Origin of the sequence: Streptomyces sp. NBC_01689, assembly GCF_036250675.1 — a bacterium.
Lineage (GTDB): Bacteria > Actinomycetota > Actinomycetes > Streptomycetales > Streptomycetaceae > Streptomyces.
This window is the reverse complement of record NZ_CP109592.1, coordinates 6,320,065-6,345,133: the sequence shown is the minus strand read 5'-3', so window position 1 is coordinate 6,345,133 and position 25,069 is coordinate 6,320,065. Positions and strand designations below refer to the sequence as shown.

The 25,069-nt window shown below is 73.5% G+C and carries 20 protein-coding genes; 17 read left to right on the top strand and 3 right to left on the bottom strand.

The window, feature by feature from the left end:
* Positions 1–43: 43 nt before the first annotated feature.
* Both malQ and OG776_RS27035 read right to left on the bottom strand, forming a co-directional pair.
* A complete protein-coding gene (malQ, locus tag OG776_RS27040) occupies positions 44–2,134 on the bottom strand; it encodes a 4-alpha-glucanotransferase (RefSeq protein WP_329322667.1) in 2,091 nt (696 codons plus the stop codon).
* Positions 2,135–2,410: a hypothetical protein gene (locus OG776_RS27035; protein WP_148014001.1), complete on the bottom strand. Its 276-nt coding sequence runs from the start codon at positions 2,408–2,410 to the stop codon at positions 2,135–2,137.
* 174 nt (positions 2,411–2,584) lie between these two features.
* Here OG776_RS27035 and OG776_RS27030 point away from each other — a divergent pair, with 174 nt between their 5' ends.
* From OG776_RS27030 to OG776_RS27010, 5 genes are all read left to right on the top strand, one after another.
* Positions 2,585–3,199, top strand: coding sequence for an RNA polymerase sigma factor (locus OG776_RS27030; protein WP_148014002.1), 615 nt, complete (start codon positions 2,585–2,587; stop codon positions 3,197–3,199).
* The gene (locus OG776_RS27025; protein ID WP_329322666.1) at positions 3,196–4,332 is read left to right on the top strand and encodes a zf-HC2 domain-containing protein; all 1,137 of its coding nucleotides are present in this window, start codon (positions 3,196–3,198) and stop codon (positions 4,330–4,332) included. The genes OG776_RS27030 and OG776_RS27025 overlap by 4 nt, the downstream gene beginning before the upstream one ends.
* Before the next feature lie 68 nt (positions 4,333–4,400).
* Positions 4,401–5,159: an ABC transporter ATP-binding protein gene (locus OG776_RS27020; RefSeq protein ID WP_148014149.1), complete on the top strand. Its 759-nt coding sequence runs from the start codon at positions 4,401–4,403 to the stop codon at positions 5,157–5,159.
* Complete coding sequence (locus tag OG776_RS27015; protein WP_329322665.1) at positions 5,156–6,841, top strand: hypothetical protein; 1,686 nt, start codon at positions 5,156–5,158, stop codon at positions 6,839–6,841. The genes OG776_RS27020 and OG776_RS27015 overlap by 4 nt, the downstream gene beginning before the upstream one ends.
* Positions 6,838–7,467, top strand: a complete 630-nt coding sequence (locus OG776_RS27010) for a hypothetical protein (RefSeq protein ID WP_148014004.1) — start codon at positions 6,838–6,840, stop codon at positions 7,465–7,467. Before OG776_RS27015 ends, OG776_RS27010 begins: the two co-directional genes overlap by 4 nt.
* Before the next feature lie 64 nt (positions 7,468–7,531).
* On the opposite strand, the gene OG776_RS27005 is transcribed toward OG776_RS27010, so the two are convergent.
* Complete coding sequence (locus tag OG776_RS27005) at positions 7,532–8,068, bottom strand: HNH endonuclease (RefSeq protein WP_148014005.1); 537 nt, start codon at positions 8,066–8,068, stop codon at positions 7,532–7,534.
* Positions 8,069–8,341: 273 nt separating this feature from the next.
* Between OG776_RS27005 and OG776_RS27000 the strand changes: the two genes are divergently transcribed.
* The 12 genes from OG776_RS27000 to OG776_RS26945 all read left to right on the top strand — a co-directional run bounded on the left by OG776_RS27000 (position 8,342) and on the right by OG776_RS26945 (position 24,953).
* Entirely contained in the window at positions 8,342–9,448 is a 1,107-nt protein-coding gene (locus OG776_RS27000) for a mechanosensitive ion channel family protein (RefSeq protein ID WP_187286021.1), read from the top strand.
* 224 nt (positions 9,449–9,672) lie between these two features.
* Positions 9,673–10,884 carry an ROK family transcriptional regulator gene (locus tag OG776_RS26995; RefSeq protein ID WP_148014007.1) on the top strand — a complete coding sequence of 404 codons (1,212 nt, stop codon included), beginning with the start codon at positions 9,673–9,675 and terminating at the stop codon, positions 10,882–10,884.
* Between the two features lie 65 nt (positions 10,885–10,949).
* On the top strand, positions 10,950–12,287 hold the full coding sequence (locus OG776_RS26990) for an ABC transporter substrate-binding protein (protein WP_148014008.1): 1,338 nt from the start codon (positions 10,950–10,952) through the stop codon (positions 12,285–12,287).
* A 14-nt stretch (positions 12,288–12,301) separates the two neighbouring features.
* Positions 12,302–13,246, top strand: a complete 945-nt coding sequence (locus tag OG776_RS26985; RefSeq protein WP_148014009.1) for a carbohydrate ABC transporter permease — start codon at positions 12,302–12,304, stop codon at positions 13,244–13,246.
* 20 nt (positions 13,247–13,266) lie between these two features.
* The gene (locus OG776_RS26980; RefSeq protein WP_148014151.1) at positions 13,267–14,163 is read left to right on the top strand and encodes a carbohydrate ABC transporter permease; all 897 of its coding nucleotides are present in this window, start codon (positions 13,267–13,269) and stop codon (positions 14,161–14,163) included.
* A gap of 2 nt (positions 14,164–14,165) precedes the next feature.
* Positions 14,166–15,431, top strand: a complete 1,266-nt coding sequence (locus OG776_RS26975; protein ID WP_329322664.1) for a 6-phospho-beta-glucosidase — start codon at positions 14,166–14,168, stop codon at positions 15,429–15,431.
* Entirely contained in the window at positions 15,428–16,441 is a 1,014-nt protein-coding gene (locus OG776_RS26970) for an N-acetylglucosamine kinase (protein WP_329322663.1), read from the top strand. The genes OG776_RS26975 and OG776_RS26970 overlap by 4 nt, the downstream gene beginning before the upstream one ends.
* 472 nt (positions 16,442–16,913) lie before the next feature.
* Positions 16,914–18,365: a hypothetical protein gene (locus OG776_RS26965; RefSeq protein ID WP_148014011.1), complete on the top strand. Its 1,452-nt coding sequence runs from the start codon at positions 16,914–16,916 to the stop codon at positions 18,363–18,365.
* 14 nt (positions 18,366–18,379) lie between these two features.
* The gene (locus OG776_RS26960) at positions 18,380–19,396 is read left to right on the top strand and encodes a glutamate ABC transporter substrate-binding protein (protein ID WP_148014012.1); all 1,017 of its coding nucleotides are present in this window, start codon (positions 18,380–18,382) and stop codon (positions 19,394–19,396) included.
* A gap of 114 nt (positions 19,397–19,510) precedes the next feature.
* Positions 19,511–20,836 carry a hypothetical protein gene (locus OG776_RS26955; RefSeq protein ID WP_148014013.1) on the top strand — a complete coding sequence of 442 codons (1,326 nt, stop codon included), beginning with the start codon at positions 19,511–19,513 and terminating at the stop codon, positions 20,834–20,836.
* Positions 20,837–20,855: 19 nt separating this feature from the next.
* Complete coding sequence (locus OG776_RS26950; RefSeq protein ID WP_148014014.1) at positions 20,856–23,417, top strand: serine/threonine-protein kinase; 2,562 nt, start codon at positions 20,856–20,858, stop codon at positions 23,415–23,417.
* 3 nt (positions 23,418–23,420) lie between these two features.
* Positions 23,421–24,953, top strand: a complete 1,533-nt coding sequence (locus OG776_RS26945; protein ID WP_329322662.1) for a protein phosphatase 2C domain-containing protein — start codon at positions 23,421–23,423, stop codon at positions 24,951–24,953.
* Positions 24,954–25,069 lie beyond the last annotated feature (116 nt).

Sequence of the window (25,069 nt, the reverse complement as noted above, 5' to 3'; positions counted from 1 at the left end):
ACCCCCGGACGACCCGCGCGCCCGGGGGTGCCGTACGGAGGTCTCAGCGCCGTGGACGGCCTCCTCCGTCGTCTCCCGCACGTGCCCGTACGTCTCCCGCACGCGCCCGCACCACGTCGAGGAGGGCGTGCAGCCGCGGTGAGGCGGCCAGTTCCTCCAGTGTCATCGGCCGGCCGGCCGCGTCGGCCACGGGCAGCCGCCAGTTGGGGTACTGGTCCCAGGTCCCGGGCAGGTTCTGCGGGCGCCGGTCGCCGACCGCGTCCGGGAGCCAGATCCCGACCATGCGGGCCGGGGTGCGCAGCAGGAACCGGTGCACGGCCTGGATCTCGGCCTCCTCCGACACCGCGGAGCCCGAGCCGCGCAGCAGTCCGAGCCGGGCGAAGAACGCGAGCCACTCGCCGGTCTCGGCCGAGGCCGCGGCCCGCTCGTCCGCCAGGGCGCCGGTCAGCAGCCCCAGCCGGTCCCGGAGTTCGACATGGCCGCCGGTGAGCCGGGAGGCGGTGGGCGGCAGGTCGTGGGTGGTGGCGGTGGCCAGACAGTCCGCGCGCCAGCGCTCGGGAGGAAGGGGCCGGCCGTCGCCCTCCCAGTCGCGTTCGAACCAGAGCACCGAGGTGCCCAGCACCCCGCGCTCCTGGAGCGTCTCGCGCACTCCGGGCTCGACGGTGCCGAGGTCCTCGCCGATCACCAGCGCTCCGGCCCGTGAGGCCTCCAGTGTCAGGACGGCGAGCATCGCCTCCGCGTCGTGACGGACGTAGGTCCCCTCCGTGGGCGGCTGCCCCTGCGGGATCCACCAGAGCCGGAACAGACCCATGACATGGTCGATACGCAGCGCGCCCGTGTACCGGAAGAGGGCGCGCAGCAGGTGGCGGTAGGGGGCGTAGCCCGAGGCGGCCAGCCGGTCCGGGCGCCAGGGCGGCAGGCCCCAGTCCTGGCCGCGCGCGTTGAAGGCGTCCGGGGGCGCGCCGACCGACATGCCCGCCGCGTAGTACTCCTGCTGCGCCCAGGCGTCGGCCCCGCCCGGATGCACGCCGACCGCGAGGTCGTGCACGAGTCCCACCGGCATGCCGGCGTCGCGGGCGGAGCGCTGTGCGGTGGCGAGCTGCGCGTCGGTGAGCCAGGCGAGGCGGCTGTGGAAGTCGACGCGGTCCATCAACTCGCGGCGGGCTCGGGCGGTTTCGGGTGAGCGGGGGTCACGCAGGCCCACCGGCCACCGCTGCCACTCCGGACCGTGGACCTCGGCGAGCGCGCACCAGGTGACGTGGTCCTCCAGTGCCTCGCCCTCCTCGGCGAGGAAGTCGGCGTAGGCGGCGCGCCGTCCGGGTCCGAGCGGCACCTCGCGGATCAGCTCCAGTGCCTCGCGCTTGAGTTCCCACACGGCGTCGCGGTCGATCAGCGCGTCCTTGTCGAGCACGGACGCGCGCAGCCGCCCGGCGCGCTCCAGCAGCGCACGGAGGCGGTCGCGGTCGTCGACGTACGCGAACTCGGGGATGTCCTCGATCCGCAGGTGCACCGGATCGGGGAAGCGGCGGGAGGACGGCCGGTACGGGGAGGGGTCCGTGGGGGTGCCGGGCACGGCCGCGTGCAGGGGGTTGACCTGGACGAATCCGGCGCCCAGCGCGCGGCCGGCCCAGGCGGTCAGTTCGGCGAGGTCGCCGAGGTCGCCCATGCCCCAGGAGCGGCGGGAGAGGAGGGAGTAGAGCTGGACGAGGAGTCCGTAGCTGCGCCCGGGCGGGGTGGGCAGCCGGTCGGGGGCGACGACGAGATGGGCGTCGGCGGTGCGTCCGTCGGGCGCGGTGGCGCGCAACGCGTGCACGCCTGGCGGGAGTTGTTCGGCCCCGGCGCGGGTCTCGCCCTGTTCGGTGGTGATGCGCAGACGGGTTCCGTCGGGCAGCGCGGAGAGGGCGTCGGACGGCCGGCCTCCCCAGCAGACCACGGTCGGCGGCAGGAGCCGGTCCCGGGTCTCGGCCTCCCGGGCGGCGAGGGCCGCGCGGACGGCGTCCGGGGTGCTCGCGTCGACGCCGAGCGCCGCCAGGGCGGCGACGACGGCGGTGTCGGTGGCCGGGACCGTCCGGCCGGGCGAGGGGCTGTAGGAGGTGGCGACGCCGTGCAGTGCGGCGAGCCGGGACAGCGGCATCTAGACCCCCGAGGCATCCGTGGCGGCGCCGGTGGAGATGGGTTCGCTGGTCAGGTGCGCGGCGTCGGCCAGCGGCGGCTCGCTGGTCAGCGGCTCGGCGTCGGGCAGGGGAGGTTCGCTGGTGAGCGGCGCCTCGGCGGCGGTGCCCTCCGCGGTGAAGAGGCAGAAGCGGGGTTCGACGGAGATGCGGGGTTCGACGGAGAAACAGGGGTCGGCGGCCGGTTCCGTAGGACGTTTGGAGAGGGCCGAGAGCAGAAGGTGTGCCGATGCGGCCACGGGGGCCTCCTTGTCGGGTACGGCGGCGGGCGGGTTATCGCAGCCCTACCCAACGCGCGGGACCGCAGACGTACACGGGCGAACAATGTGGTTTTGGTCACGTTCTGTTCCGGCTCGGGCCGCTCGGACGGGCGGGAGCGAACCGCCTGCCGCGAGGGGGCCGATAGAGGGGGTGTGAGACTGTTCCGCCCCGTGAGGGGCCACCGGGAGGACGCCACGGACGCGGCACTGCTGCGGGCCGTCGCGGACGGGGACTCGGCGGCGCTGGCCGCACTGTACGACCGGCACGCCGGGTGGCTGCACACGCGGCTGACCCGGCGCTGCGCCGATCCCGAGGTCGTCCGGGAGGTGCTGCAGGACACCTTCGTGACGGTGTGGCGGTCGGCGGCCGGGCACCGGGGCACGGAGGCGGGCGGCTGGCTGTGGACGATCGCGGCGCGCCGGCTCGTCGACGCCCGGCGGGCGACGGAGCGGGCCGTACGGGTCGAACGGGCCGGGCAGGACGGGTTCATGGCGCCGCCGCCCGCCCCCTCCGCGGAGGAGCGTGTGCTGGCGGGTCTGGAGTACGGGGACGTGGGCGCGGCCCTGGACCGTATCTCCCCCGAACTGCGCGAGGTGCTGCGCGCCACCGTCGTCGACGGGCTGACCACGCGCGAGACGGCCCGGCTGCTCGGGATACCCGAGGGCACGGTCAAGACGCGCGCGATGCGGGCGCGCGCGGAGCTCAGGGCGGCGCTCGCCCATCTGGCCCCCTCCGGGGACCCGTCACCGCTGGGAGGCCCGGCATGACCGGCTGGCACGCCGGCGACGATCTCGTCGCCCGTTACACGGACGGCTCCCTCGCGGAGCCGGACGCCTGGTCCCTGGAGAGGCATCTGGAGGGCTGCGGTCCCTGCGCGGCGCGGGCCTCGCGGGCGGCACGCGCGGGGGCGGCGGGGCCGGTGCTGGCGCGGGTGCGGGACGCGGTCCTGGACACCGTCACGCACCCGGCCCGGGCGCCCCTGCCGGCGTCGGCGCCCTCGCTTCCCGTACCGGCGACGCCGGCGCACGCGCCCGTGCCCGCGTCGGCGTCCACACCCACACCCACACCCACACCGGCACCGACACGGGCACCGACACGGGCACCGGCACCGGCACCGGCACCGGCACCCGGGATTCCGCCGTCCGCGCCCGGGGTCCCGGCGGCCGCTCCCCCGGCACCCGGGCTCGTCCGAGCCTCCGGAGGACGGCCCGGACGGCTCGGAGGGTTCGTACGGCCCGGAGGGTTCGTACGGATCGGGTGGGCCGCCGGGCCCGCGCTGCGCGGCGCCTGGACCGGAGCCGTGCTGCTGGTGGCCCTCGGGGCCCTCGCGCTGGCGTACGGCGGCGGTTCCGGCGGCGCGCGCCCACTGCTGCTGGCCGTCGCGCCGGTGGTCCCCGTGGCCGGGGTGGCCCTCTCCTACGGCCGGTACGCCGACCCGCTGCACGAGATCGTCGCGACGTCCCCCTCCGGGGGGCTGCGGCTCCTCCTCACCCGGACGGCCGCCGTACTGGCGGTGAGTGTGCCGCTGCTGACGGCGGCGGGGCTGCTGCTCCCCGCCGCCGGTCCCCGCCTGCCCCAGTCGCCCGCGGCGGCGGCCTGGCTGCTGCCGGGGCTCGCCCTGACCCTGGCCGCGCTGGCGTTGTCCGGGTTCACGAACTGCCGTACCGGCTCCGCGGTGGTGGGCGGCGGCTGGCTGCTCGCGCTGACCGCACCGGTCCTCACGGCCGGCGGCCCGGGCCCGGCCGCCACCGGTCCGGGCGTGACCGCCCGTCTCTCCCAGCAGCTCTCCCTCTACTTCACCGGCGCGTCCACGCAGTGGGGGTGGGCGGCCGCGGCCGCGCTGTGCGCCCTGCTGCTCACCGCGCGCCGTACCGCGTACGACCGTCTGGAGACGATGTGAACACCCCAGCACCGCACGGCACTTGCCCGGGGGACGGGGGCCGGGACACCGGACCCGCCGCGATCCGGGTGTCGGAGCTGACGGTCCGGCACCGCAGGACCACCGCGCTCGACGCGGTCGACCTGGACTTCGGCCCCGGTGTCCACGGCCTGCTCGGCCCCAACGGGGCCGGCAAGACCTCTCTGCTCCGGGTCCTCGCGACCGTCGCCGAACCCACCGCGGGCCGCGTGGAGATGTCCGGCGACGACCTGCGTCGGCACGGGGCGCGCGCCGCGTTCCGCCGCCGACTCGGCTATCTGCCACAGGACTTCGGGTTCTACCCGGGGTTCACGGTCCGCGAATTCGTGGCGTACGTGGCCTGGTTGAAGGAGCTCCCGGCCGGTGACGCCGCGGCGTCGGTCGAGCGGGCCGTGGCCCGGGTCGGGCTCACCGACCGGATCGACGCGAAGGTCCGGACGCTGTCCGGAGGGATGATCCGCCGCGTCGGAGTCGCCCAGGCCATCGTGAACGATCCCCGGGTGCTGCTCCTCGACGAGCCCACCGCCGGACTCGACCCGGAGCAGCGCGTCGAGTTCCGGGCACTGCTGCGGGAGTTGGGTGAGGAGGCCACCGTGATCGTCTCCACCCATCTGGTGGAGGACGTGGCCGCCGCGTGCACGCAGGTGACGCTGATCGAGGCGGGCCGGGTCGCCTACCGCGGCACCCCCGGGACGCTGGCCGCCCTCGGGGCGGACGGTCACGAGTCCGACGGCAACGCGATCGAGCGCGGCTACACCAGGGCGCTGCGCGGCCACCGCACGACGGTGGGGACGGGGGCGGCCCGATGACCGCACGCGTCCACCCGGACGAGGACCGCCCGGCCGGACCGTCGGCCCGAGACGCACTGGCCGACCCGCACACCCTGCCCGGCCCGCACACCCTTGCAGGCCCGCACACCCCGCCCGGCCGGACCCCGCGACCGCACCGGCGGCCCGAGCCGGACGACGGCCCCCCGGCCGCCCGCCCGGACGGACCGGCACACCAGCACCCCGCCGCCCCGGGGCCGGGAGCGGAGGACAACAGCCCGGCGGACCGTCGCCCCCACCCCCGCCCGGGGCCCGCCACGAGCACACCGGCCCGGGAGCCTTCCGTCCGCGCGGCGGGCGCCCCACCCCTCGCGGCCGCCGGTCCGGCGGCCCGCGCGCCGCACCCCCTCCGCACCGAGTTCCTGCGCGGGTCCACCCCCTGGGCGGCCGCCGCGCTGCTGGTGGCTCTCGGCTGGCCGCTCGCGGCCACGGCGGCACAGTGGCAGGGCAGCTGGGGCGCGACGACGGGCAGGCTGAGCACGGCCGCCGCGGTGATCGGCGTCCCCTTCGCCCTCGCCGCGGGAGCCTGGCAGGGCGGCCGGGACCGCCGGCGGCGGATGACGGACCTGCGCGCGTCGAGCCCGCGCGGCCCGCTCGCCCAGCTCCTGACCGCCGCCCTGCCGCTCGCCTGCGTGCTGGCGGGTGCGTACCTGGTGGCGGTGGCCGGCGCGCTGCTGGCCTGCGCACCCTATGTGTCGGCGGGCGGCCCGGTCCCGACCGTCTTCGCCGGGGACGCGCTGTCCATCGCCGCGTGCGCGGTGCTCGGGCAGGTCGCCGGGCGGGTGCTGCCCTGGCGGGCGGCGCCTCCCCTGCTCGCGGTCGGCGGGTACGTCCTGGCCGGCGTCACCACCGGCTCCTCCTCCGGTCCCGCCGCGCTGGCCCCGGCCTCCCTGCGACTGGTCGGCGACGGCGGTCTGCCGGTCTGGTGGTGTCCCCTCGTGTCGGCCCTGTGGGCGGCCGGGCTCGCCGCCGCCGCGGTGCTGGCCCATTCCGCCCGTCGCCGCGGCACCGCCCTGCTGCCGCTCGCCGCGTCCCTCGTCGCCGCCGCGCTGCTGCTCCACACGGGTGACGGGAGGGTGCGCGACAACCCGCTCGCGCACCGTCAGGTGTGCGACGACTCGACCACCCCGCACGTCTGCGTCAACGCCACCCGTCCGGATCTGCTGCCGGAGGCGGTCCGGGTGCTGTCCGGGGTCACCGCCCGGCTGCAGGGCGTACACAACGTACCGGTCCGCTTCGAGGACCTGTCGCGCCGTCCGCGCGCGGACGAGGCGGAGCTGCCGCTGCTCACCCCGCTCGGCTGGTGGTCGGTGCGCGGCAGGGTGCTCGATCCGCGGGGGTACGCCTGGCAGGCCGCCCTGAACCTGGTCCAGGTGCGTCCTGAGTGCGGGAGGACTCCGTCCGCGGGGCGCGTCCGAGCCGTCGACGGGGCCGTGCTGCGCTGGCTGGCCCCGCACTCCGCGTGGAAGGACTACCGCGAACGCTCCCTGCGATCGGCGCGCGAGCGCGGCGACGCGGGGGTGCCGGCCGGGTTCCGCGCCGAGGACAGGGCGTACGCGCGCCTCGCCGCCCTGGGCGACGACGAGCGGCGCGCCTGGCTCGGCCGGTACTTCGCCACGGTCCAGGAGTGCTCCCCCGACGGGAGCGGGGTGCCGTCCCTGTGAACGTCTCGCGCGGGGCCGCCCGGCCGGCCCCCCTCGCCCTCTACGCGCGTTCCCGTGCCGTCCCGGCCACGCTGGCCGCCCTCGTCTGCGCCGCCCTCCTCACCCGCTGGGCGGCGACCGTCCCGGACGTCTTCCTCGACCCCTACCGCAGGGTTCCACTGCTCTCGCTGGCCCCGCTGACGGTCTCGGCGGCGATCGGTACGGGCCTGCACGTGTACGGGCGGGATCTGGACGACACCGCGGTGCGCCCCTGGTGGCCCCGTCGCCTGGCCCACCTGCTGGTGCTCACCGCGCTCGCGGCCGGCACGCTGGCCCTCGCCGTACCGGGGGACGCACAGGTGTTCGGTGCCGTGGGGATGGTCCGCAACACCCTGGGCGCCGTCGGAGTCACCGCGCTCGGTGCGGTGCTGTGCGGGGCCCGCGCCGGCTGGATGCCCACGACGCTGTACTTCAGTGCCGTGTACCTGTCGGCCGCGTCGCCGCACATGAGGCGGGCGACGCTCCTGACCTGGCCCGTCCAGGCCGGCCCCGAGCGCGCCGCGTGGGCCGCCGCCCTCGCGCTGTTCACGCTGGGCGCCGGGCTGTACGCGGTGTGCGGCGCCCGCCCCGAAGGACCCCGCGGCTGAGCGCGGCGGCACCCGGGGCGGGCCACGGCGCACCCCGGCCACGGGTGCACAAAAGCCCGGATCGTCAGGCGGAAATGCCGTCGATCCGGGCCATCGCGTCCTCCGCGCCGTACGGCTGCAGGTAGGGCAGCCACCGCGGGTCCCTGTGCCCTGTTCCGATGATGCGCCAGGCGAGCCCCGTCGGCGGGGCGGGTTTATGGCGCAGGCGCCAGCCGATCTCGACCAGATGGCGGTCGGCCTTGGTGTGGTTGCAGCGGCGGCAGGACGCCACCACGTTGTCCCAGGCGTGCTGACCCCCGCGGGAGCGCGGGATGACGTGGTCGACGCTGGTTGCGACGCCACCGCAGTACATGCACCGGCCGCCGTCGCGGGCGAACAGTGCCCGACGGGTCAGCGGGACGGGCCCCCGGTAAGGGACCCGCACAAACCTCTTCAGCCGGACCACGCTGGGTGCGGGGACAGTAACGGTCGCGCTGTGCATGAAGGCGCCGGATTCCTCGAGAGAGACGGCCTTGTTCTCAAGGACGAGGATGAGCGCGCGGCGGAGCGGTACGACGCCGAGTGGTTCGTACGACGCGTTGAGGACCAGGACATGCGGCACGGATGCCTCCTTGTACGCCGGCGGCGCGTGGCTCGCGCCGGGACGATCTGCAGTCAGTCTCCCCTCTTGCCTGGTGGAAGCGCCACCATGTCCCGGTAACGGGCTGGGAGTGTTTTCGACCACATCCTCTTCATCCCCAGGTGAGTACCGTCTCTCCCCCGAACATCACAACGATCCACACACGATGCCCCGTTAGTGTGGTTGTTCTGCCCGGCGGCGTCTCTCACCTGTCCCCGAGCCGCGGGCAGACCGCCATACCTGGAGGTACCTGCTGTGTTCTCGACCGTCCTGCGGGCCGCAGGGTCCAGTCCGTCGCCCTCTCCCTCGGCGACGACGGGCCCCGCGGTCACCACGCTCCAGGACGCCCAGGAAAGCGCGACCAACGCCGCGAGCTGGGTCGAGCAGAACTGGTCCACATGGCTCGCGATAGGCCTGCGCGTGCTGCTGATCCTGGTGATCGCGGCGGTACTGAGAGTGGCGGTCCGGCGGGCGATCACCAAGCTGATCGACCGCATGACCCGCACCGTCCAGGCGGTCGACGGGACGGCCCTGGGCGGTCTGCTGGTGAACGTCGAGCGCCGTCGCCAGCGCTCCCAGGCGATCGGCTCCGTGCTGCGGTCGGTGGCGTCCTTCCTGATCATCGGCACCGCCGCCCTGATGATCCTCGGCACGTTCGAGATCAATCTCGCCCCGCTGCTGGCCTCGGCCGGTGTCGCCGGTGTCGCCATCGGTTTCGGCGCCCGCAACCTGGTGACGGACTTCCTCTCCGGCGTCTTCATGATCCTGGAGGACCAGTACGGCGTGGGCGACACGATCGACGCCGGGGTGGCCTCCGGCGAGGTCATCGAGGTCGGCCTGCGCGTCACCAAGCTGCGCGGCGACAACGGGGAGATCTGGTACGTCCGCAACGGCGAGGTCAAGCGCATCGGCAACCTCTCCCAGGGCTGGGCCACCGCCGGCGTCGACGTCACGGTCCGCGCCTCCGAGGACCTGGACCACGTCCGGTCCGTGCTGGACGAGGTCGCCGAGGCGATGAGCAAGGAGGAGCCCTGGAACGAGCGCCTCTGGGGCCCGGTCGAGGTCCTCGGCCTGGAGAGCGTGCTCCTCGACTCCATGGTCGTGCGGGTCTCGGCCCGGACGATGCCCGGCAAGGCGCTCGCCGTCGAGCGCGAGCTGCGCTGGCGCGTCAAGCGCGCCTTCGACGTCGCGGACATCCGCATCGTGGGCGGCCCCACGGCCGCCGTCGAGGAGGAGCCCGTCGACCCGAGCGCCGCGGTGGCGGCCCCGTCGGCCCTCGGAAACCCGGCGTCCCCCCAGTCGGAGGCGGCCGCCCCGATCGCCCCGCCCACGACAGCGGCGCCGTCGGGCGTGCCGAAGTAGGAACGGCCCCGCCCGCGCCTCCCGCGAGGCGATGACTCCCGCCCCCGAGGTAACGACTCTGTTGCCTCGGGGGCGGTTTCTCTTGACGCCCCCTCCGCGCCCGGCCTAGGTTGCCCCCACCGAACAGGAAACTTTCCTAACAGTGATCTTGCGGTGTCGCCTTCTGGACGCCCCCACCCGGTCGCTGGAAGGCTGGGCAGCACAGAGAGGCAGGTGTCGTCACCATGGCAGGATCCGCCGGTACGCCGGGCACCCCGCGCGTCCTGCGCGCCATGAACGACCGCGCCGCCCTCGACCTGCTGCTCGCGCACGGGCCGCTCTCGCGGACCCGTATCGGGAAGCTGACCGGGCTGTCCAAGCCGACCGCGTCCCAGCTCCTCGCCCGGCTGGAGGCCGCCGGACTGGTGCTCGCCACCGGCACCAGCGAGGGGCGGCCGGGCCCCAACGCCCAGCTGTACGCGGTGAACCCGGTCGCCGCCCACGCGGCGGGCCTGGACGTCACCCCCGAGCGCATCCTCGCCGCGGTCGCCGACGTGACGGGGCGGACCGTGGGCGAGTACGAACTGCTGACGCCCGGCCGGCGGCCCGCGCAGCCCGTCGTGCGCCAGGTCACCGACGCGCTCGACGGCGCGGTCAAGGAGGCCGGCCTGGCCCGTGACGACGTCCACCGCCTCGTCATCGGCACCCCCGGCGCCTTCGACCCCAACACCGGACGGCTGCGGTACGCCTCCCACCTGCCCGGCTGGCACGCCCCGAGCCTCCTCGACGACCTCGCGGCCGCACTGCCCATGCCGGTCGAGTACGAGAACGACGTGAACCTCGTCGCCATCGCCGAACAGCGGCTGGGCGCGGCCCGGGGACACGAGGACTTCGTCCTGCTGTGGAACGAGGGCGGACTGGGCGCCGCCCTCGTGCTCGGCGGCCGGCTGCACCGCGGCTGGACCGGCGGCGCCGGCGAGGTCGGCTTCCTGCCGGTGCCCGGCGCACCCCTCGTCCGCCAGGTGACCAAGGCCAACAGCGGCGGCTACCAGGAACTCGCCGGCTCCCAGGCGCTCCCGAAACTCGCCCGCGAACTGGGCGTGCAGCCCGTTCCCACCGGGTCGTACACCGAGGTGGCCGCCGCCCTCGTCGGGCAGGCCGCCACCCGTGACGAAGGCCCGCACCGCAGGCTCCTGGAGACGTACGCGACCGGCCTGGCCACCGGTCTCGCCTCACTCGTCTCGGTGCTCGACCCCGAACTCGTCGTCCTCAGCGGCTCCTCGCTCACCGCCGGCGGCGAACCGCTGCGCGCCCTGGTCCAGGCCGAGCTGGAGGAACTGGCCGCGTCCCGTCCGCGCCTCGTGCTCGGCGACGTCATCGAACACCCCGTACTGCGCGGCGCGTTGGAGAGCGCGCTGGCCGCCACCCGCGACGAGGTGTTCGACACCTCGCGCTGAACCCCGACCCCCTCGCCCGACCCGCCCACCCCATCGCCCCGGCCCTGCCCTAGGGAGAACCCGCCATGCCCGGAATATCCAGGAAAGTCGCCACCGCACTCGCCGCTTCCGCATCGCTCGCCCTCCTCACCACGGCCTGTACCGGCCAGTCGGACTCCGGCGCGAGCGACGACGCCTCCAAGGAGACGACGATCAACTTCTGGCACGCCTGGAGCGCACCGGGCGAGGTCCAGGGCGTGAAGGCCCTGGTCGCGGGTTTCGAGAAGGCCCACCCCAACATCCACGTCAACATCGTCGCCAACGTGACCGACGACAAGATCAACCAGGCGCTGCGCTCCGGCGGTGACAAGGCGCCCGACGTGATCTCCTCGTTCACCACCAACAACGTGGGCAAGTTCTGCTCCTCCGGCGCGCTCGTCGACCTCAACCCCTTCTTCAAGAAGGCGGGCATCGACCCGGCGACGACCTTCCCGAAGGCGATGAACGAGTACACCCAGTTCGACGGCGACCGCTGCACGGTGCCGCTGCTCGGTGACGCGTACGGGCTCTACTACAACAAGGACGCGTTCAAGAAGGCCGGGATCGCCGCTCCCCCGAAGACCTGGTCCGAATTCGAGGCGGACGCCAAGAAGCTGACCATCGCCAAGGGCGACTCGTACTCGCAGCTCGGCTTCATGCCGAACTACCACGGCTGGGAGTCGACCACCGAGCACTACTTCGGTCAGTTCTCACCGACGTACTTCGACAGCAGCGGCAAGTCGAACATCGCCAAGGACCCGGCGTTCACGGCCGGTTTCACCCTCCAGAAGAAGCTGGTCGACGAACTCGGCGGCTTCAAGAAGCTGGAGACCTACCGCTCCAAGCTCGGTGACGAGTGGGGCCCCAAGCACCCCTTCCACACCGGCCAGGTCGCCATGCAGCTGGACGGCGAGTGGCGGCTCGGCATGGCCGAGGAGGCCAAGCCCGGCTTCGAGATCGGCGTCGCCCCGCTGCCCGTTCCCGACGACCGGGCCGACCAGTACGGCAAGGGCTACATCACCGGCACCATCGCGGGCATCGCGGCCACCAGCAAGAAGCAGAACGCGGCCTGGGAACTGGTCAAATACATGACCACGGACACGGACGCGGTCGTCGGCTTCGCCAACGCCATCCACAACGTGCCCTCCACGCTCGCCGCGCTCAAGTCGCCGAAGCTGAAGTACGACCCGCGCTTCAAGACCTTCCTGGACATCGCCTCGGACCCGAACTCGACGACGACCCCCGCGTCCATCAACGGCGGCACCTACCTGGTGACGATCCAGCAGTTCGGCTACGACTACGAGAGCGGCAAGTCCAAGGATCTGAAGGCCGGTCTGGAGAAGACCGCCGCGCAGATCGACACGGACATCGCGCAGGCGAAGTAGGAAGCGGCACGGACATGAGCGCCACCTACACCCTGCGCGCCAAGCGACGCCGGGCGGCCCTGAGAACAGCCGCCTTCATGTCGCCCTGGCTGATCGGCTTCGCGGTCTTCTTCGCCTATCCGCTGCTCTCGACCGTCTACTTCTCGTTCATGCACTACGACGGCTTCAAACCGCCGACGTGGAGCGGCACCAAGAACTGGTCCTACGTCTTCCGGCACTACCCGCTGTTCTGGCCCGCGCTGCGCAACACCCTCTGGCTGGTCCTGGTCATGGTGACCCTGCGCGTCGTCTTCGGACTCGGCGTCGGACTGCTCATCACGAAGATCAAGACGGCCACGGGGATCTTCCGCACCCTCTTCTACCTGCCCTACCTCGCACCGCCCGTCGCCGCCACGATGGCCTTCGCCTTCCTCCTCAACCCCGGTACGGGGCCGGTCAACTCGATCCTGGAGAAGGTCGGCATCCCGGCCCCCGGCTGGTTCAACGACCCCAGCTGGTCCAAGCCGGCCCTGACCCTGCTCGCCCTGTGGGGCATCGGCGACCTCATGGTCATCTTCATGGCCGCGCTGCTCGACGTACCGACCGAGCAGTACGAGGCGGCGGAACTCGACGGCGCGTCGGCCTGGCAGCGGTTCCGCTTCGTGACGCTGCCGAACATCTCGCCGATCGTGATGTTCGCGGTGGTCACCGGCGTGATCCAGACCATGCAGTACTACACGCAACCCCTCATCGCCGGGAAGGTCGCCTCGGGCGTCATCCAGGGCGCCGGCACGCAGTTCGAACCCGGCTACCCCGACAAGTCGACGCTCACCCTGCCCCAGCTCGTCTACAACCTCGGCTTCCAGCGCTTCGACTACGGCTCCGCCTGTGTGGTCGCGCTCGTGCTGTTCGCCCTGTCCATGGTGTTCACCGCGTTCCTGATGCGGCGCCGGGGCGGTCTCATCCAGGCAGGTGACTGACCATGACCCAAGCACCTCAGGTGTCCGGTGTGCTCGACCGGCCGGCACCGCCGCCGGCGCGGACCCTCTCCCCCGCCGAACGCACCGCCCGCCGCAGGACGCTCCTGGAGTGGATCGCGGTCCACGCGCTCGGTGTCGCCGCCGCCCTCTTCTTCGTCCTCCCCTTCGTGTTCGTCTTCCTCACCTCGCTGATGAGCGACACCCAGGCGCTCAGCCGCGACCTGATCCCGCACACCTGGGAATGGGGCAACTACCGGAAGGTCTTCGACACCCCCGGCTTCCTCACCTGGTGGAAGAACACCCTGCTGTACGCCGGCGCCGGCACCGTCCTGACGGTCGTCTCGTCGATCCCCGTCGCCTACGCGCTCGCCAAGTTCCGCTTCCGCGGCCGGAACCTGTCGCTGATGCTGGTCATCTCGATGATGATGCTTCCGCCCCAGGTCGTCATCATCCCGATGTACCTGTTCTGGGCGAAGCAGCTGGACCTGTCCGGGACCCTCTGGCCCCTGATCATCCCGATGGCGTTCGGCGACGCCTTCTCCATCTTCCTGCTGCGGCAGTTCCTGATGACCATCCCGAACGAGTACCTCGACGCGGCGAAGGTCGACGGCTGCGGGGACCTGCGGACCCTGCTGAGGGTCGTCCTGCCGATGGCGCGGCCCGGGATCGCCGCCGTGGCCCTGTTCCAGTTCTTCTACGCCTGGAACGACTACTTCGGGCCGCAGATCTACGCCTCCGAGAACCCCGGCGCCTGGACCCTGTCCTACGGCCTGGAGTCGTTCAAGGGCGCGCACCACACCGACTGGAATCTCACCATGGCCGCGACCGTACTGGTCATGGCCCCCGTGATCCTCGTGTTCTTCTTCGCACAGAAGGCGTTCGTCGAGGGCGTCACGCTCACCGGAGTGAAGGGCTGACTATGAAACTGGCAGTAGTGGGCGGGGGCTCCACCTACACCCCTGAACTCATCGACGGCTTCGCCCGGTTGCGGGACACCCTGCCGGTCGAGGAGCTGGTCCTCGTCGATCCGGCCCCCGAACGGCTGGAGCTGGTGGGCGGACTCGCCCGGCGCATCTTCGCCAAGCAGGGGCACCCCGGCCGGATCGTCACCACCGACGACCTGGACGCGGGCGTCGAGGGCGCCGACGCCGTCCTGCTCCAGCTGCGCGTCGGCGGCCAGGCCGCCCGCGAGCAGGACGAGACCTGGCCCCTGGAGTGCGGCTGCGTCGGCCAGGAGACGACCGGCGCGGGCGGCCTGGCCAAGGCGCTGCGCACGGTGCCGGTGGTGCTGGACATCGCCGAGCGCGTCCGCCGCGCCAACCCGGACGCCTGGATCATCGACTTCACCAACCCGGTCGGGATCGTCACCCGCGCCCTGCTCCAGGCCGGACACCGGGCCGTCGGACTGTGCAACGTGGCGATCGGGTTCCAGCGCAGGTTCGCCGGCCTGCTCGGGGTCGCGCCCGCGGACGTCCACCTGGACCACGTGGGCCTCAACCACCTCACCTGGGAGACCGGCGTACGGCTGGGCGGCCCCGAGGGTGACAACGCGCTGCCGAAGCTGCTCGCCGAGCACGGCGACTCCCTCGCCGACGAGCTCCGTCTGCCGCGCGCCGTCCTCGACCGGCTGGGCGTCGTCCCGTCCTACTACCTGCGCTACTTCTACGCCCACGACGAGGTCGTACGGGAGCTGCGCACCAAGCCGTCCCGGGCCGCCGAGGTCGCCGAGATGGAACGGGAACTGCTGAAGATGTACGGCGACCCGGCCCTCGACGAGAAGCCCGCGCTGCTCGCCAAGCGGGGCGGCGCCTACTACTCGGAGGCGGCCGTCGATCTCGCCGCCGCGCTGCTCGGCGGAGGCGGCAGCCCCTACCAGGTGGTGAACACGTACAACAAGGGCACCCTGCCGTTCCTGCCGGACGACGCCGTGATCGAGGTGCAGGCGGCGGTGGGCCCGCACGGTCCGACGCCCCTGCCGGTGCAGCCCGTGGACCCGCTGTACGCCGGGCTGATGGCGAGCGTCACCGCCTACGAGGACCTGGCGCTGGAGGCGGCCCTGCGGGGCGGCCGCGACCGGGTCTTCCGGGCCCTCCTCAGCCACCCCCTGGTCGGCCAGTACGCGTACGCCGAAGCCCTGACCGACCAGCTGATCGCGCACAACCGGGAGCACCTCGCGTGGGCATGACCTCATCGGGATCCGGAGCCGGGACGGCCTCCGGGTCCGGCCCCGCGGGTCCGGTGCTCGCCATCGACGCGGGGAACAGCAAGACCGACGTCGCGGTGGTCGCGGCCGACGGCACGGTGCTCGCCACCGCGCGCGGTGGCGGCTTCCGGCCGCCGACGGTCGGTGTCGACGTGGCCGTGGACGCGCTCGCCGACGCGGTCGGCCGGGCCTTCGCGGAGGCCGGGACCGACTCGGTCACCCATGTCTCGGCATGCCTGGCCAACGCCGATCTCCCCGTGGAGGAGGCGCAGTTGGCGGACGCGCTGCGGGCGCGGGGCTGGGGCGGCGGGGTGGACGTGCGCAACGACACGTTCGCGATCCTGCGGGCCGGGATAGCGGAGCCGCGCGGGGTCGCCGTGGTGTGCGGCGCCGGCATCAACTGCGTCGGCATGCTGCCCGACGGCCGCACCGCCCGCTTCCCGGCGCTCGGCCGCATCTCCGGTGACTGGGGCGGTGGCTGGGGCCTCGCGGAGGAGGCCCTGTGGCACGCCGCACGGGCCGAGGACGGACGGGGCGGCCCGACGGCGCTGACCCGCACGCTGCCCGGCCACTTCGGGCTCGACTCCATGTACGCGCTGATCGAGGCGCTGCATCTGGAGCACATCGGGCAGGCACGGCGGCACGAGCTGACGCCGGTGCTGTTCGCCACGGCCGTGGACGGGGATCCGGTGGCGCGCGCCCTCGTCGACCGGCTCGCCGACGAGGTCGTCGCGATGGCGACGGTCGCGCTGGCCCGGCTCGACCTCATGGACGAGGAGGCTCCCGTCCTGCTCGGCGGCAGCATCCTCGCCGCCCGCCACCCCCAACTCGACGACCGCATCCGCGAACTGCTCGCCGAGCGCGTCCCCAAGGCCGTCCCCCAAGTGGTCACCGCCCGCCCCGTGCTGGGCGCCGCGCTGCTGGCACTGGACCACATCGGGGCGGGGGACGCGGCGCGGGCGCGCGTACGGCGCTTCTACGAGGGTTCCTGAGGTCACCCCCCACCGGGGGCTCCGCCCCCAGACCCCCGTTCCCCCTGGACGGCCTCGTCCTCAAGCGCCGGACGGGCTGATGGTGCCGGCCGGAGCCGAAGGGCTTGTGCGCGGAGGTGATCTTTCCGGCGTGGGCGCGCATCTCCAGCCCGTCCGGCGTTTGAGGACGAGCCCTCCGGGCGATGCGGGGGTCCAGGGGGCGGCAGCCCCTTGGCGGGGGTCCGGGGGCGGAAGCCCCAGGTGCGGGACGGGTCGGGTAGGGGCGGCGGGGGCGAGGGAACCGAACGGATACCGAACGCGTATTCATGGTCAGGGGGAGACCGCGAAGCGCCACCGTCGGAATCCGAACAAGATCCAGTCAAGGCCTGTGCGGATGTCGGCCCCGGCGGCGATACTTGCGGCCGTGCACCTCCCCTCGCGCTCCCGCGCCCGCGGGGACCGGTGACCGACGGATGACCATGGGGGAGGTCAAGTGACACACCCGCCGCAAGGCAGCACGGCACCACCACGGCCCACAGTCGCGGCCACGACACCGGCCGTCCCGCCGCAGCCCGGCTCCCCCGCGCCCGGCCGCCCTCCGGCGACGGCACCGGACACCCTGCCCGCGCGCCGCACCGCCTGGGCGGAGGGCGTCGACCGGCTCCGCGCCGCGGCGACGACGGAGCCGGGCCGGCTCCGCATCATCGGCGCCGTACTCGCCCTGCTGGTCGTCGCGTTCGGCGCGGTCACCGCGTGGCAGACGACGGAGCGCTCGGCGGCGGCGGACGACGTGCTGCACAGCAGCCAGCCGCTGAGCGCCGGCGCCGCGGACATCTACCGTTCGCTCGCCGACGCCAACACCGCCGCCTCCAGCGGCTTCCTGGCGGGCGGCCAGGAGACCGCGGCCACCCGCGACCTGTACGAGAAGGACATCAGGACGGCGGCCCAGGGCCTGGTCACCGCGGCGGCCAGCTCCGACCCCGGCTCTCCCTCCGCGCACACCATCACGAAGCTCAACCAACTGCTGCCGGAGTACAAGGGCCTGGTCGAACGGGCCCGCGCCAACAACCGCCTGGGCTACCCGCTGGGCGGTGCCTATCTCCGGTACGCGAACGAGAAGATGCAGGGCGAGATGCTCCCGGCCGCCAAGGATCTCTACGAGCGGGAGAACAAGCGGCTGGGCGCCGACTACGCGGACGCCAAGCCCTACCCGTGGGCGGCCATCGGCCTCGGCCTGCTGGTGCTCGCGGGACTCGCCTGGGCCCAGCACCGCCAGTACCGGCACACCAACCGGGTGCTGAACCAGGGCATGGTCGCCGCCACCGCCGCCTCGACGGTCGTCCTCCTCTGGCTCGTGGTCGGCCACACCGTGGCCCGCTCCGAGCTGAACGCCTCGTACGACCACGGCGTCCGTTCGCTGAACGTGCTGCACGACGCCCGGATCGCGTCGCTGAACGCCCGGGGCAACGAGAACCTGACGCTTGTCAGCCGCGGCGCGGAGACCAAGAAGGTGTCGGCCACCGAGGTCGTGGACCGCTACGACTACGAATTCCAGCAGGACATGAAGAGCCTCACCAAGGGTCTCGCCCTGGCGGCGGACCTCGCCGACGACAAGGCGGGCGCGAGCCCGGTGACCGCGGCGACCGGCAACATGAAGGTGTGGAAGGCCCGTCACCTGGACGCCCGCAAGGCCGACGACGACGGCAACTACCAGGGCGCGCTGGACAAGGTGATAGGGGCCAAGGGCGCGACGGGTGAGTGCTTCGACGGGGTCGACACCAATCTGGCACTGGCGCTGACGCACGAGCAGGACGAGTTCAAGCGGGCCGCGAGCGACGGCCTGGGCGCGATGACCGGTCTGCCGGCCGGTGCCGCGGCCCTCGCGGTGCTGGCCGCCGCGGGCGCGCTGCTGGGCATCGGGCGCAGGCTTTCGGAGTACCGGTGAAAGGGGGATCGGCGATGACCGTACGGCGCCTGAGGGCGAGCCTGCGGGGCTGGGGCGGCGTGGGAGCGATGGCCGTCGCCCTGGCCCTCACCGCCGTCTTCGCCCTGCTGCTGTCGCTGAGCAGCGCCCACGGGGAGGGCGGTCCGGGTCTCGGCGGCCAGGGCGTGGCCCGGGGCACGCAGGCGAAGGCCGGCTCGTGCACCGACGACACCGCCCAGGACCGCAGCCCCGACCCGTCCGGCGACGAGAGCGGCGACACGATCGCGGCCATCAAGGCGCGCGGCTACCTGTCGGTCGGCGTCGACCAGAACAGCTACCGCTGGGGCTACCGCGATCCCAACAGCACCAAGAAGAGCAGCGACCTGGAGGGCTTCGACATCGATCTCGCGCACGAGATCGCCAAGGAGATCCTCGGCAGCCCCACCGCCGTCCGGTTCCACGCCATCCCGACCAACCAGCGGGTCCCGGCGATCCAGAACGGCCAGGTCGACATGGTGGTCCGCACCATGACGATCACCTGCGACCGGCTGAAGGACGTCGCGTTCTCCGACCCGTACTTCGTGACCGGCCAGCAGGTACTGGCGCCGAAGGCCTCGGGCATCGACGGCTACGACAAGTCGCTGGCGAAGCAGCGGATCTGCACGGCGTCGGGGTCCACCGCCCACGACAAGCTGGCCGCCGACCAGAAGGCGGGCAGGCTCGTCTCCTCGGCGGACATCTCCACCACCGTGCCCAACCAACTCGACTGCCTGGTAAGGCTGCAGCTCGGTCAGGTCGACGCCGTGGTGACGGACGGCGCGCTCGCCGCGAGCCAGGCCGCGCAGGATCCGACGGTCGAGCTGAAGGGCAGCACCTTCACCACCGAGTACTACGGCGTGGCGATGAAGAGGGGCCCGGAGGATCTGGTACGCCGGGTCAACCAGGTGCTGGTGGACTACGTCAAGAGCGGTGGCTGGCAGGCCTCGTACGACAAGTGGCTGTCGCCGACCCTGGGCGCGGACTCGCCGTCGTCGAAGCCGCCGACGACGTGACGCGGGCGGACGCCTCGGCGCGAGCGGCGAGGCCGACCGAGCTGATACGACTGGAGAGTCACCCCGGCGCACCGGACGGGCGCGCGGGACAGGACCGAGAGCGAGAGGTGATCGATGGGCGTCACGGGACCCCCCGGGCCGGTGATGGACCGGGACGAGGTGGACCGTGCGCTGGCGCGGCTCGGCGCGGAGCACGAGGCCATCGAGACCTCGCTCCTCGCCCTGCAGGACCACGCGGGCCGCAGACTCCTCGAAGGCGCCGAACTCACAGGCACGACCAAGGAACGCTGGTCGACCGCGGACGCGTCGATCACGCTGCTGTGGGCGTACTTCGACGCGTACACGGACGCGTTGCGCGCCGCCCGTGACATCCGTTCGCGGCGGCGCTGGTCGAGCCGCGAGGACCTGGTCGAACTGACCGAGCTGCTGCGCGGCACGAGCGTCACGGTCGCCGGTTCGGCCACCGCGACGGCGAACGCCCCGACGCTGTCCGGCGCGGGCCGGCTCAGCGAACAGTTCTCGCTGGCCACCCTGGTCGAGCGGATGAACGAGCTGTACGCGGCCTCGCTCGACATGGTCGTGACCGCGGACGCCGTCTGGTCCGCGCTGCCCGCCCGGATCGATTTACTGGCCGCGGAGCTCCAGCGCACCCGCCGGCTCGCGCACTCCGTGGGCGTGCGCCCGGGCGAGCACCCGTCGGGAGACGATCTGGAACGGATCACCCGGACGCTGACCACCCTGCGCGAGCGCGTCGTCTCCGACCCGCTCGCCTACTGGGTTCCCGCGCAGGGCAGTTCGGCGCCCGGCGGCGGCCGTCCGGACACGACGGCCTACGACCGCGAGGCACGTGCCCTGGAGGACGTGCGCCGGGAGATCGACGCGGTGCTCACCGTCCGGCAGGACGCGGAGGCACGTCTGGTGCGGCTGCGCGACCTGCTCAGCCGTGCCGACCGCACCCTCGCGGAGGCCCGGAGCGCCCGCGGTGAGGTGCTCGCGAAGATCGCCGCGTCCGAGGTCCCGGCCGTCAGCGGCCCGCCGACGGTGCTGCAGGAGCAGCTGGCGACGGCCGCGGAGTACCGCAGGCACGCCCAGTGGCACCGCCTGTCGCCGCTTCTGGAGGCCCTGGAGGAGAAGGCCGAGGACGAACTGCTGCGCGCCCGCGAGTCGTTGACGGCGGTCACCGCGCCGCTGGCGATCCGCGCCGAACTGCGCGGCCGGCTCGACGCGTACAAGGCGAAGGTGGCCCGGCACGGCCTCGCGGAGGACCCGTTCCTCGTCGAGCGCTACGACGCGGCGCGCCGCATGCTGTGGAGCGCGCCCTGCGATCTGCGGGTCGCGGAGGACGCGGTGCTGCGCTATCAGCACGCGGCGGCCGATCTGTTGAGCCCGCGGGTGCCGGAGCAGGGCGGGCCCACCGACCGAAGGGGGCCCCAGGCGTGAGCGTCGAAGGTGATGCGGTATGAGTGAAGAGCCGGTGGGCGAGGAACGCCGCGCGTGCCAGCGGCCCGGTTGTCCGGGGTCGTACGAGGACATGGGCGGCGGCGAGCTGTACTGCGACACGTGCGGTCTGGCGCCGGTCGTCTCGGCGACCGGGGCGGTGGGCTCGGTGCCGACCGGGATCACGGCCGGCGGACGGGGTTCGCGCGGGTCCGGCAGCCGCAGCGCGCGCTCGGGCTCGCCCGCCAGCTCCCGTACGTCGTCGCGCTCCTCGCAGTCCCGGCGCTCGGTCTCCGGCCGGCTGTCGCGCTCCGTGTCGGGCCGGTCGACCGGCCGTTCGGTGTCGGTGCGCAGCTCCGGCTCGTCGACCGCGTCCGGCGGGCGCGGCCGGCTCGGCGCCGGTCTGGTGCAGGTCCCGGACGTGCCGCGGCCGGACCCGCGCGCGATGGTCCTGGAGAACCCGGAGGTGCCCGAGCGCAAGCGGTTCTGCTCGCGCTCCGACTGCGGTGCCCCGGTGGGGCGTTCGCGGGGCGAGCGGAAGGGCCGTACCGAGGGGTTCTGCACCAAGTGCGGTCACCCGTACTCGTTCGTGCCGAAGCTGCAGGCCGCCGACATCGTGCACGGCCAGTACGAGGTGGCGGGCTGCCTCGCGCACGGCGGCCTCGGCTGGGTCTACCTCGCCGTCGACCGCGCGGTCTCGGACCGCTGGGTGGTCCTCAAGGGCCTGCTGGACACCGGCGACCAGGACGCGATGGAAGCGGCGATCTCCGAGCGGCGCTTCCTCGCGGAGATCGAGCACGCCAACATCGTGCGGATCTACAACTTCGTCGAGCACCTGGACCAGCGGACCGGGTCGCTGGACGGGTACATCGTGATGGAGTACGTCGGCGGCAAGTCCCTCAAGGAGATCGCCAACGGGCGCCGGACGGCGGACGGGAAGCGTGATCCGCTGCCGGTCGAGCAGGCCTGCGCGTACGGCATCGAGGCGCTGGAGGCACTCGGCCACCTGCACAGCCGCAATCTGCTGTACTGCGACTTCAAGGTCGACAACGCGATCCAGACCGAGGACCAGCTCAAGCTGATCGACATGGGCGCGGTGCGCAGGATGGACGACGACGAGTCGGCCATCTACGGCACGGTGGGCTACCAGGCGCCGGAGGTGGCGGAGGTCGGCCCGTCGGTCGCCTCCGACCTGTACACCGTCGCGCGCACGCTCGCCGTCCTCACCTTCGACTTCCAGGGCTACACGAACGTCTTCGTGGACTCGCTGCCGGACCCGGACACCATCGAGGTCTTCCGCCAGTACGAGTCGTTCTACCGGCTGCTGGTCCGTGCGACCGATCCCGACCCGGCGCGACGGTTCGCCTCGGCGCAGGAGATGGCGGAGCAGCTGACGGGGGTGCTCAGGGAGGTCGTGTCCCTCCAGACGGGGCGGGCCCGTCCGGCGCTGTCCACCCTGTTCGGGCCCGAGCTCAAGCTCACCGACACGGAGCTGTTCGGAAGGCTGGACGGGGACGTGTCCCGGCTGGGCGCGCGGGCGGTGCCGGTCAGACGGAGAAAGGGCGTGCCGGCACCGCGGGCCGACGCGCACGGCACGCCCGCGCTCCTGACGGCTCCCGGTCCCGCTCCGGTGACCCTCGTCAAGCCGCTGAACGCCACCGCCACGGCCCTCGCGCTGCCGGTCCCGCTCGTCGACCCGGGTGATCCCAACGCGGGCTTCCTCGCGGGTCTGATGGCGTCCGCGCCCGCCGAGCTGATCACCGCGCTGCGGGCGGCGCCCGCCGCCTCCCTGGAGCTGCGGCTGCGGGAGCTGCGGGCCCGGCTGGAGATGGGCGAGCTGGCCGGTGCGGCCGGGGCGCTGGAGACCCTGGAGTCGGACCATCCGGACGACTGGCGGGTGGTCTGGTACCGGGGCGTCGCGGCGCTGGCGACCGGGGAGCACGAGGTCGCGGCGCTGTCCTTCGACGCGATCTACGACGCCTTCCCGGGCGAGCCCGCGCCGAAGCTGGCCCTCGGCCTGTGCGCGGAGGTGCTGGGTCAGCTGGACAACGCCGCCGAGTACTACCGCCTGGTGTGGACGACCGATCCGAGCTACGTCAGTTCGGCGTTCGGCCTGGCGCGCGTGCAGCTCGCGGCGGGCGACCGCCGTGGCTCCGTCCGCACGCTGGAGTCCGTACCGGAGTCGTCGATCCACTACACCGCGGCGCGGGTCGCGGCCGTACGGGCCCGGCTGCGGCAGCGGCTGGCCGAGGAGGCGGCGGCAGCCGCGTTCCTCGACGATCTGACCGCCGCCGCGGGCCAGGTCGAGGCGCTGGACGGATACGGTCTGGACGCCGTGCGACGCGAGCAGTTGTCGACGGAAGTCCTCGGCTGCGCCCTGGACTGGGTACTCTCCGGTAGCCAGGGTTCCGCCCCGCACGCCGACGGCGGACGGGTGCTGCTCGGCAGTGAACTGGACGAGCGCGGTCTCCGCTTCGGTCTGGAGCGCTCGTACCGCACGCTGGCCCGGCTCGCGCGGGGCGGCGAGGAGAGGATCGACCTGGTGGAACGTGCCAACCGTTACCGCCCCCGGACGTGGGTGTGATTGATGTCCCAGATGCCCCAGCCGACGGCCCTTTCGCGGTGCCCCAGTTGCGAGGAGCCCCTGGAGGCGGGTGACCGCTTCTGCGGTGCGTGCGGGTTCGACCTGTCGGCGGTGCCCGCACCGCCGGAGGACCACCCGACGATCACCATGAACGGCGGGGCGGCACCGGCGCCCGCGGCCGCCACCTCCGCCTCCGTGGACTGGCCCCTCGCGCCCGAGCCGACGAGCTCGGGGACGCCCGTGCACCGGGCCACCGACATCCAGGGAACCGATTCGGGCGGCTCGGAACTCCCGCACGGCACCGAGCACGGCAACGGCAGTGCGCACGGCCACGACGACGTGCGCGGAAACGGCGGCGCGCTCGGGCACCCGGAGCCCGCGGGCGCACGGCCCCCGGCCGTCCGGCCGCCCGCCGCACAGGCCGCCACTCCGCCACCGCCCGCCGCACAGCCCGCCGCCCCGCAGCCGTCCGGTACGCCGCCGACCGGCGCCCAGCCGGCCGGTGTGCGCTTCGACCGGCCGCCGGAGCCCGACGAGTACCCGCTGGCTCCCCCGGCCGGGGCCCCCGCCGCGCACCTGGCCGATCCGCGGACCGCGGACCTCGGCACGCCCCCCGCGGGCACCAAACTGTGCGTCGCCTGCCGGTCGGGCCATGTCGACGGCGACGGCTACTGCGAGAACTGCGGTCACGCCCAGCCCCGCGAACGCGACCACATGGAGCAGGAGTTGACCTCGGTCGCCGCGGTCAGCGACCGGGGTCTGCGCCATCACCGCAACGAGGACGCCTTCGCGATCTCCTCGACCGCGCTGCCCGACGGCTCGCCCGCAGTCGTCGCGATCGTCTGCGACGGCGTCTCCTCGGCGACCCGTCCCGACGAGGCCTCGCTCGCCGCCTCCCACGCGGCGGCCGAGGCGCTCCTCGCGGCCCTGCCGCTGGGCACCCACCCGCAGCAGGCCATGCACGAGGCGATCGTCGCCGCCGCGGAGGCCGTCAACTCCCTGGCCGGGACGCCGCCCGCCGACGACGAGCACACCCCGCACCAGAACGCGCCCGCCTGCACCCTGGTCGGCGCCGTCGTCACCCCCGCCCTGCTGATCGTCGGCTGGGTCGGCGACAGCCGTGCCTACTGGGTTCCCCTCGACCGGAGTTCGCCCCCGGCCCGGCTCACCGAGGACGACTCCTGGGCCGCGCAGATGGTCGCCGCGGGCCTGATGAGCGAGGCGCAGGCGTACGCCGACGAGCGCGCTCACGCCATCACGGGCTGGCTCGGCGCCGACGCGTACGAACTGGAGCCGCACACCGCGTCCTTCAAGCCGGACCGGCCCGGTGTGGTGGTGGTGTGCACCGACGGACTGTGGAACTACGCCGAGGCGGCGGAGGAGATGGCGCAGGTCGTCCCCCTCGACGCCGCCGAACGGCCCCTGCACAGCGCCCGGGTGATGGTCGGCCACGCCCTGGACGGCGGGGGCCACGACAACGTAACAGTGGCCGTCGTGCCGTTCCCCGCGCCGTCGCAGGGGGCAGGATCGGCCTGAGGCCGGAGAGCGCGCAGGCGTCGGGCAACCGCGACAACGGGGCCGGCCTCGGACCGGAGGGGACCGGTCCGCGGACAGTCATCACCTCCGTCAACCATCGGAGGCCTTGAGGGGGA

Bases quoted from the DNA above. Each gene is read 5' to 3' on its own strand.
- malQ (WP_329322667.1), bottom strand. From the start codon at position 2,134: ATGCCGCTGTCCCGGCTCGCCGCACTGCACGGCGTCGCCACCTCCTAC.
- OG776_RS27025 (WP_329322666.1), top strand. From the start codon at position 3,196: ATGACCGGCTGGCACGCCGGCGACGATCTCGTCGCCCGTTACACGGAC.
- OG776_RS27015 (WP_329322665.1), top strand. From the start codon at position 5,156: ATGACCGCACGCGTCCACCCGGACGAGGACCGCCCGGCCGGACCGTCG.
- OG776_RS26995 (WP_148014007.1), top strand. From the start codon at position 9,673: ATGGCAGGATCCGCCGGTACGCCGGGCACCCCGCGCGTCCTGCGCGCC.
- OG776_RS26990 (WP_148014008.1), top strand. From the start codon at position 10,950: ATGCCCGGAATATCCAGGAAAGTCGCCACCGCACTCGCCGCTTCCGCA.
- OG776_RS26985 (WP_148014009.1), top strand. From the start codon at position 12,302: ATGAGCGCCACCTACACCCTGCGCGCCAAGCGACGCCGGGCGGCCCTG.
- OG776_RS26975 (WP_329322664.1), top strand. From the start codon at position 14,166: ATGAAACTGGCAGTAGTGGGCGGGGGCTCCACCTACACCCCTGAACTC.
- OG776_RS26970 (WP_329322663.1), top strand. From the start codon at position 15,428: ATGACCTCATCGGGATCCGGAGCCGGGACGGCCTCCGGGTCCGGCCCC.
- OG776_RS26960 (WP_148014012.1), top strand. From the start codon at position 18,380: ATGACCGTACGGCGCCTGAGGGCGAGCCTGCGGGGCTGGGGCGGCGTG.
- OG776_RS26955 (WP_148014013.1), top strand. From the start codon at position 19,511: ATGGGCGTCACGGGACCCCCCGGGCCGGTGATGGACCGGGACGAGGTG.
- OG776_RS26950 (WP_148014014.1), top strand. From the start codon at position 20,856: ATGAGTGAAGAGCCGGTGGGCGAGGAACGCCGCGCGTGCCAGCGGCCC.
- OG776_RS26945 (WP_329322662.1), top strand. From the start codon at position 23,421: ATGTCCCAGATGCCCCAGCCGACGGCCCTTTCGCGGTGCCCCAGTTGC.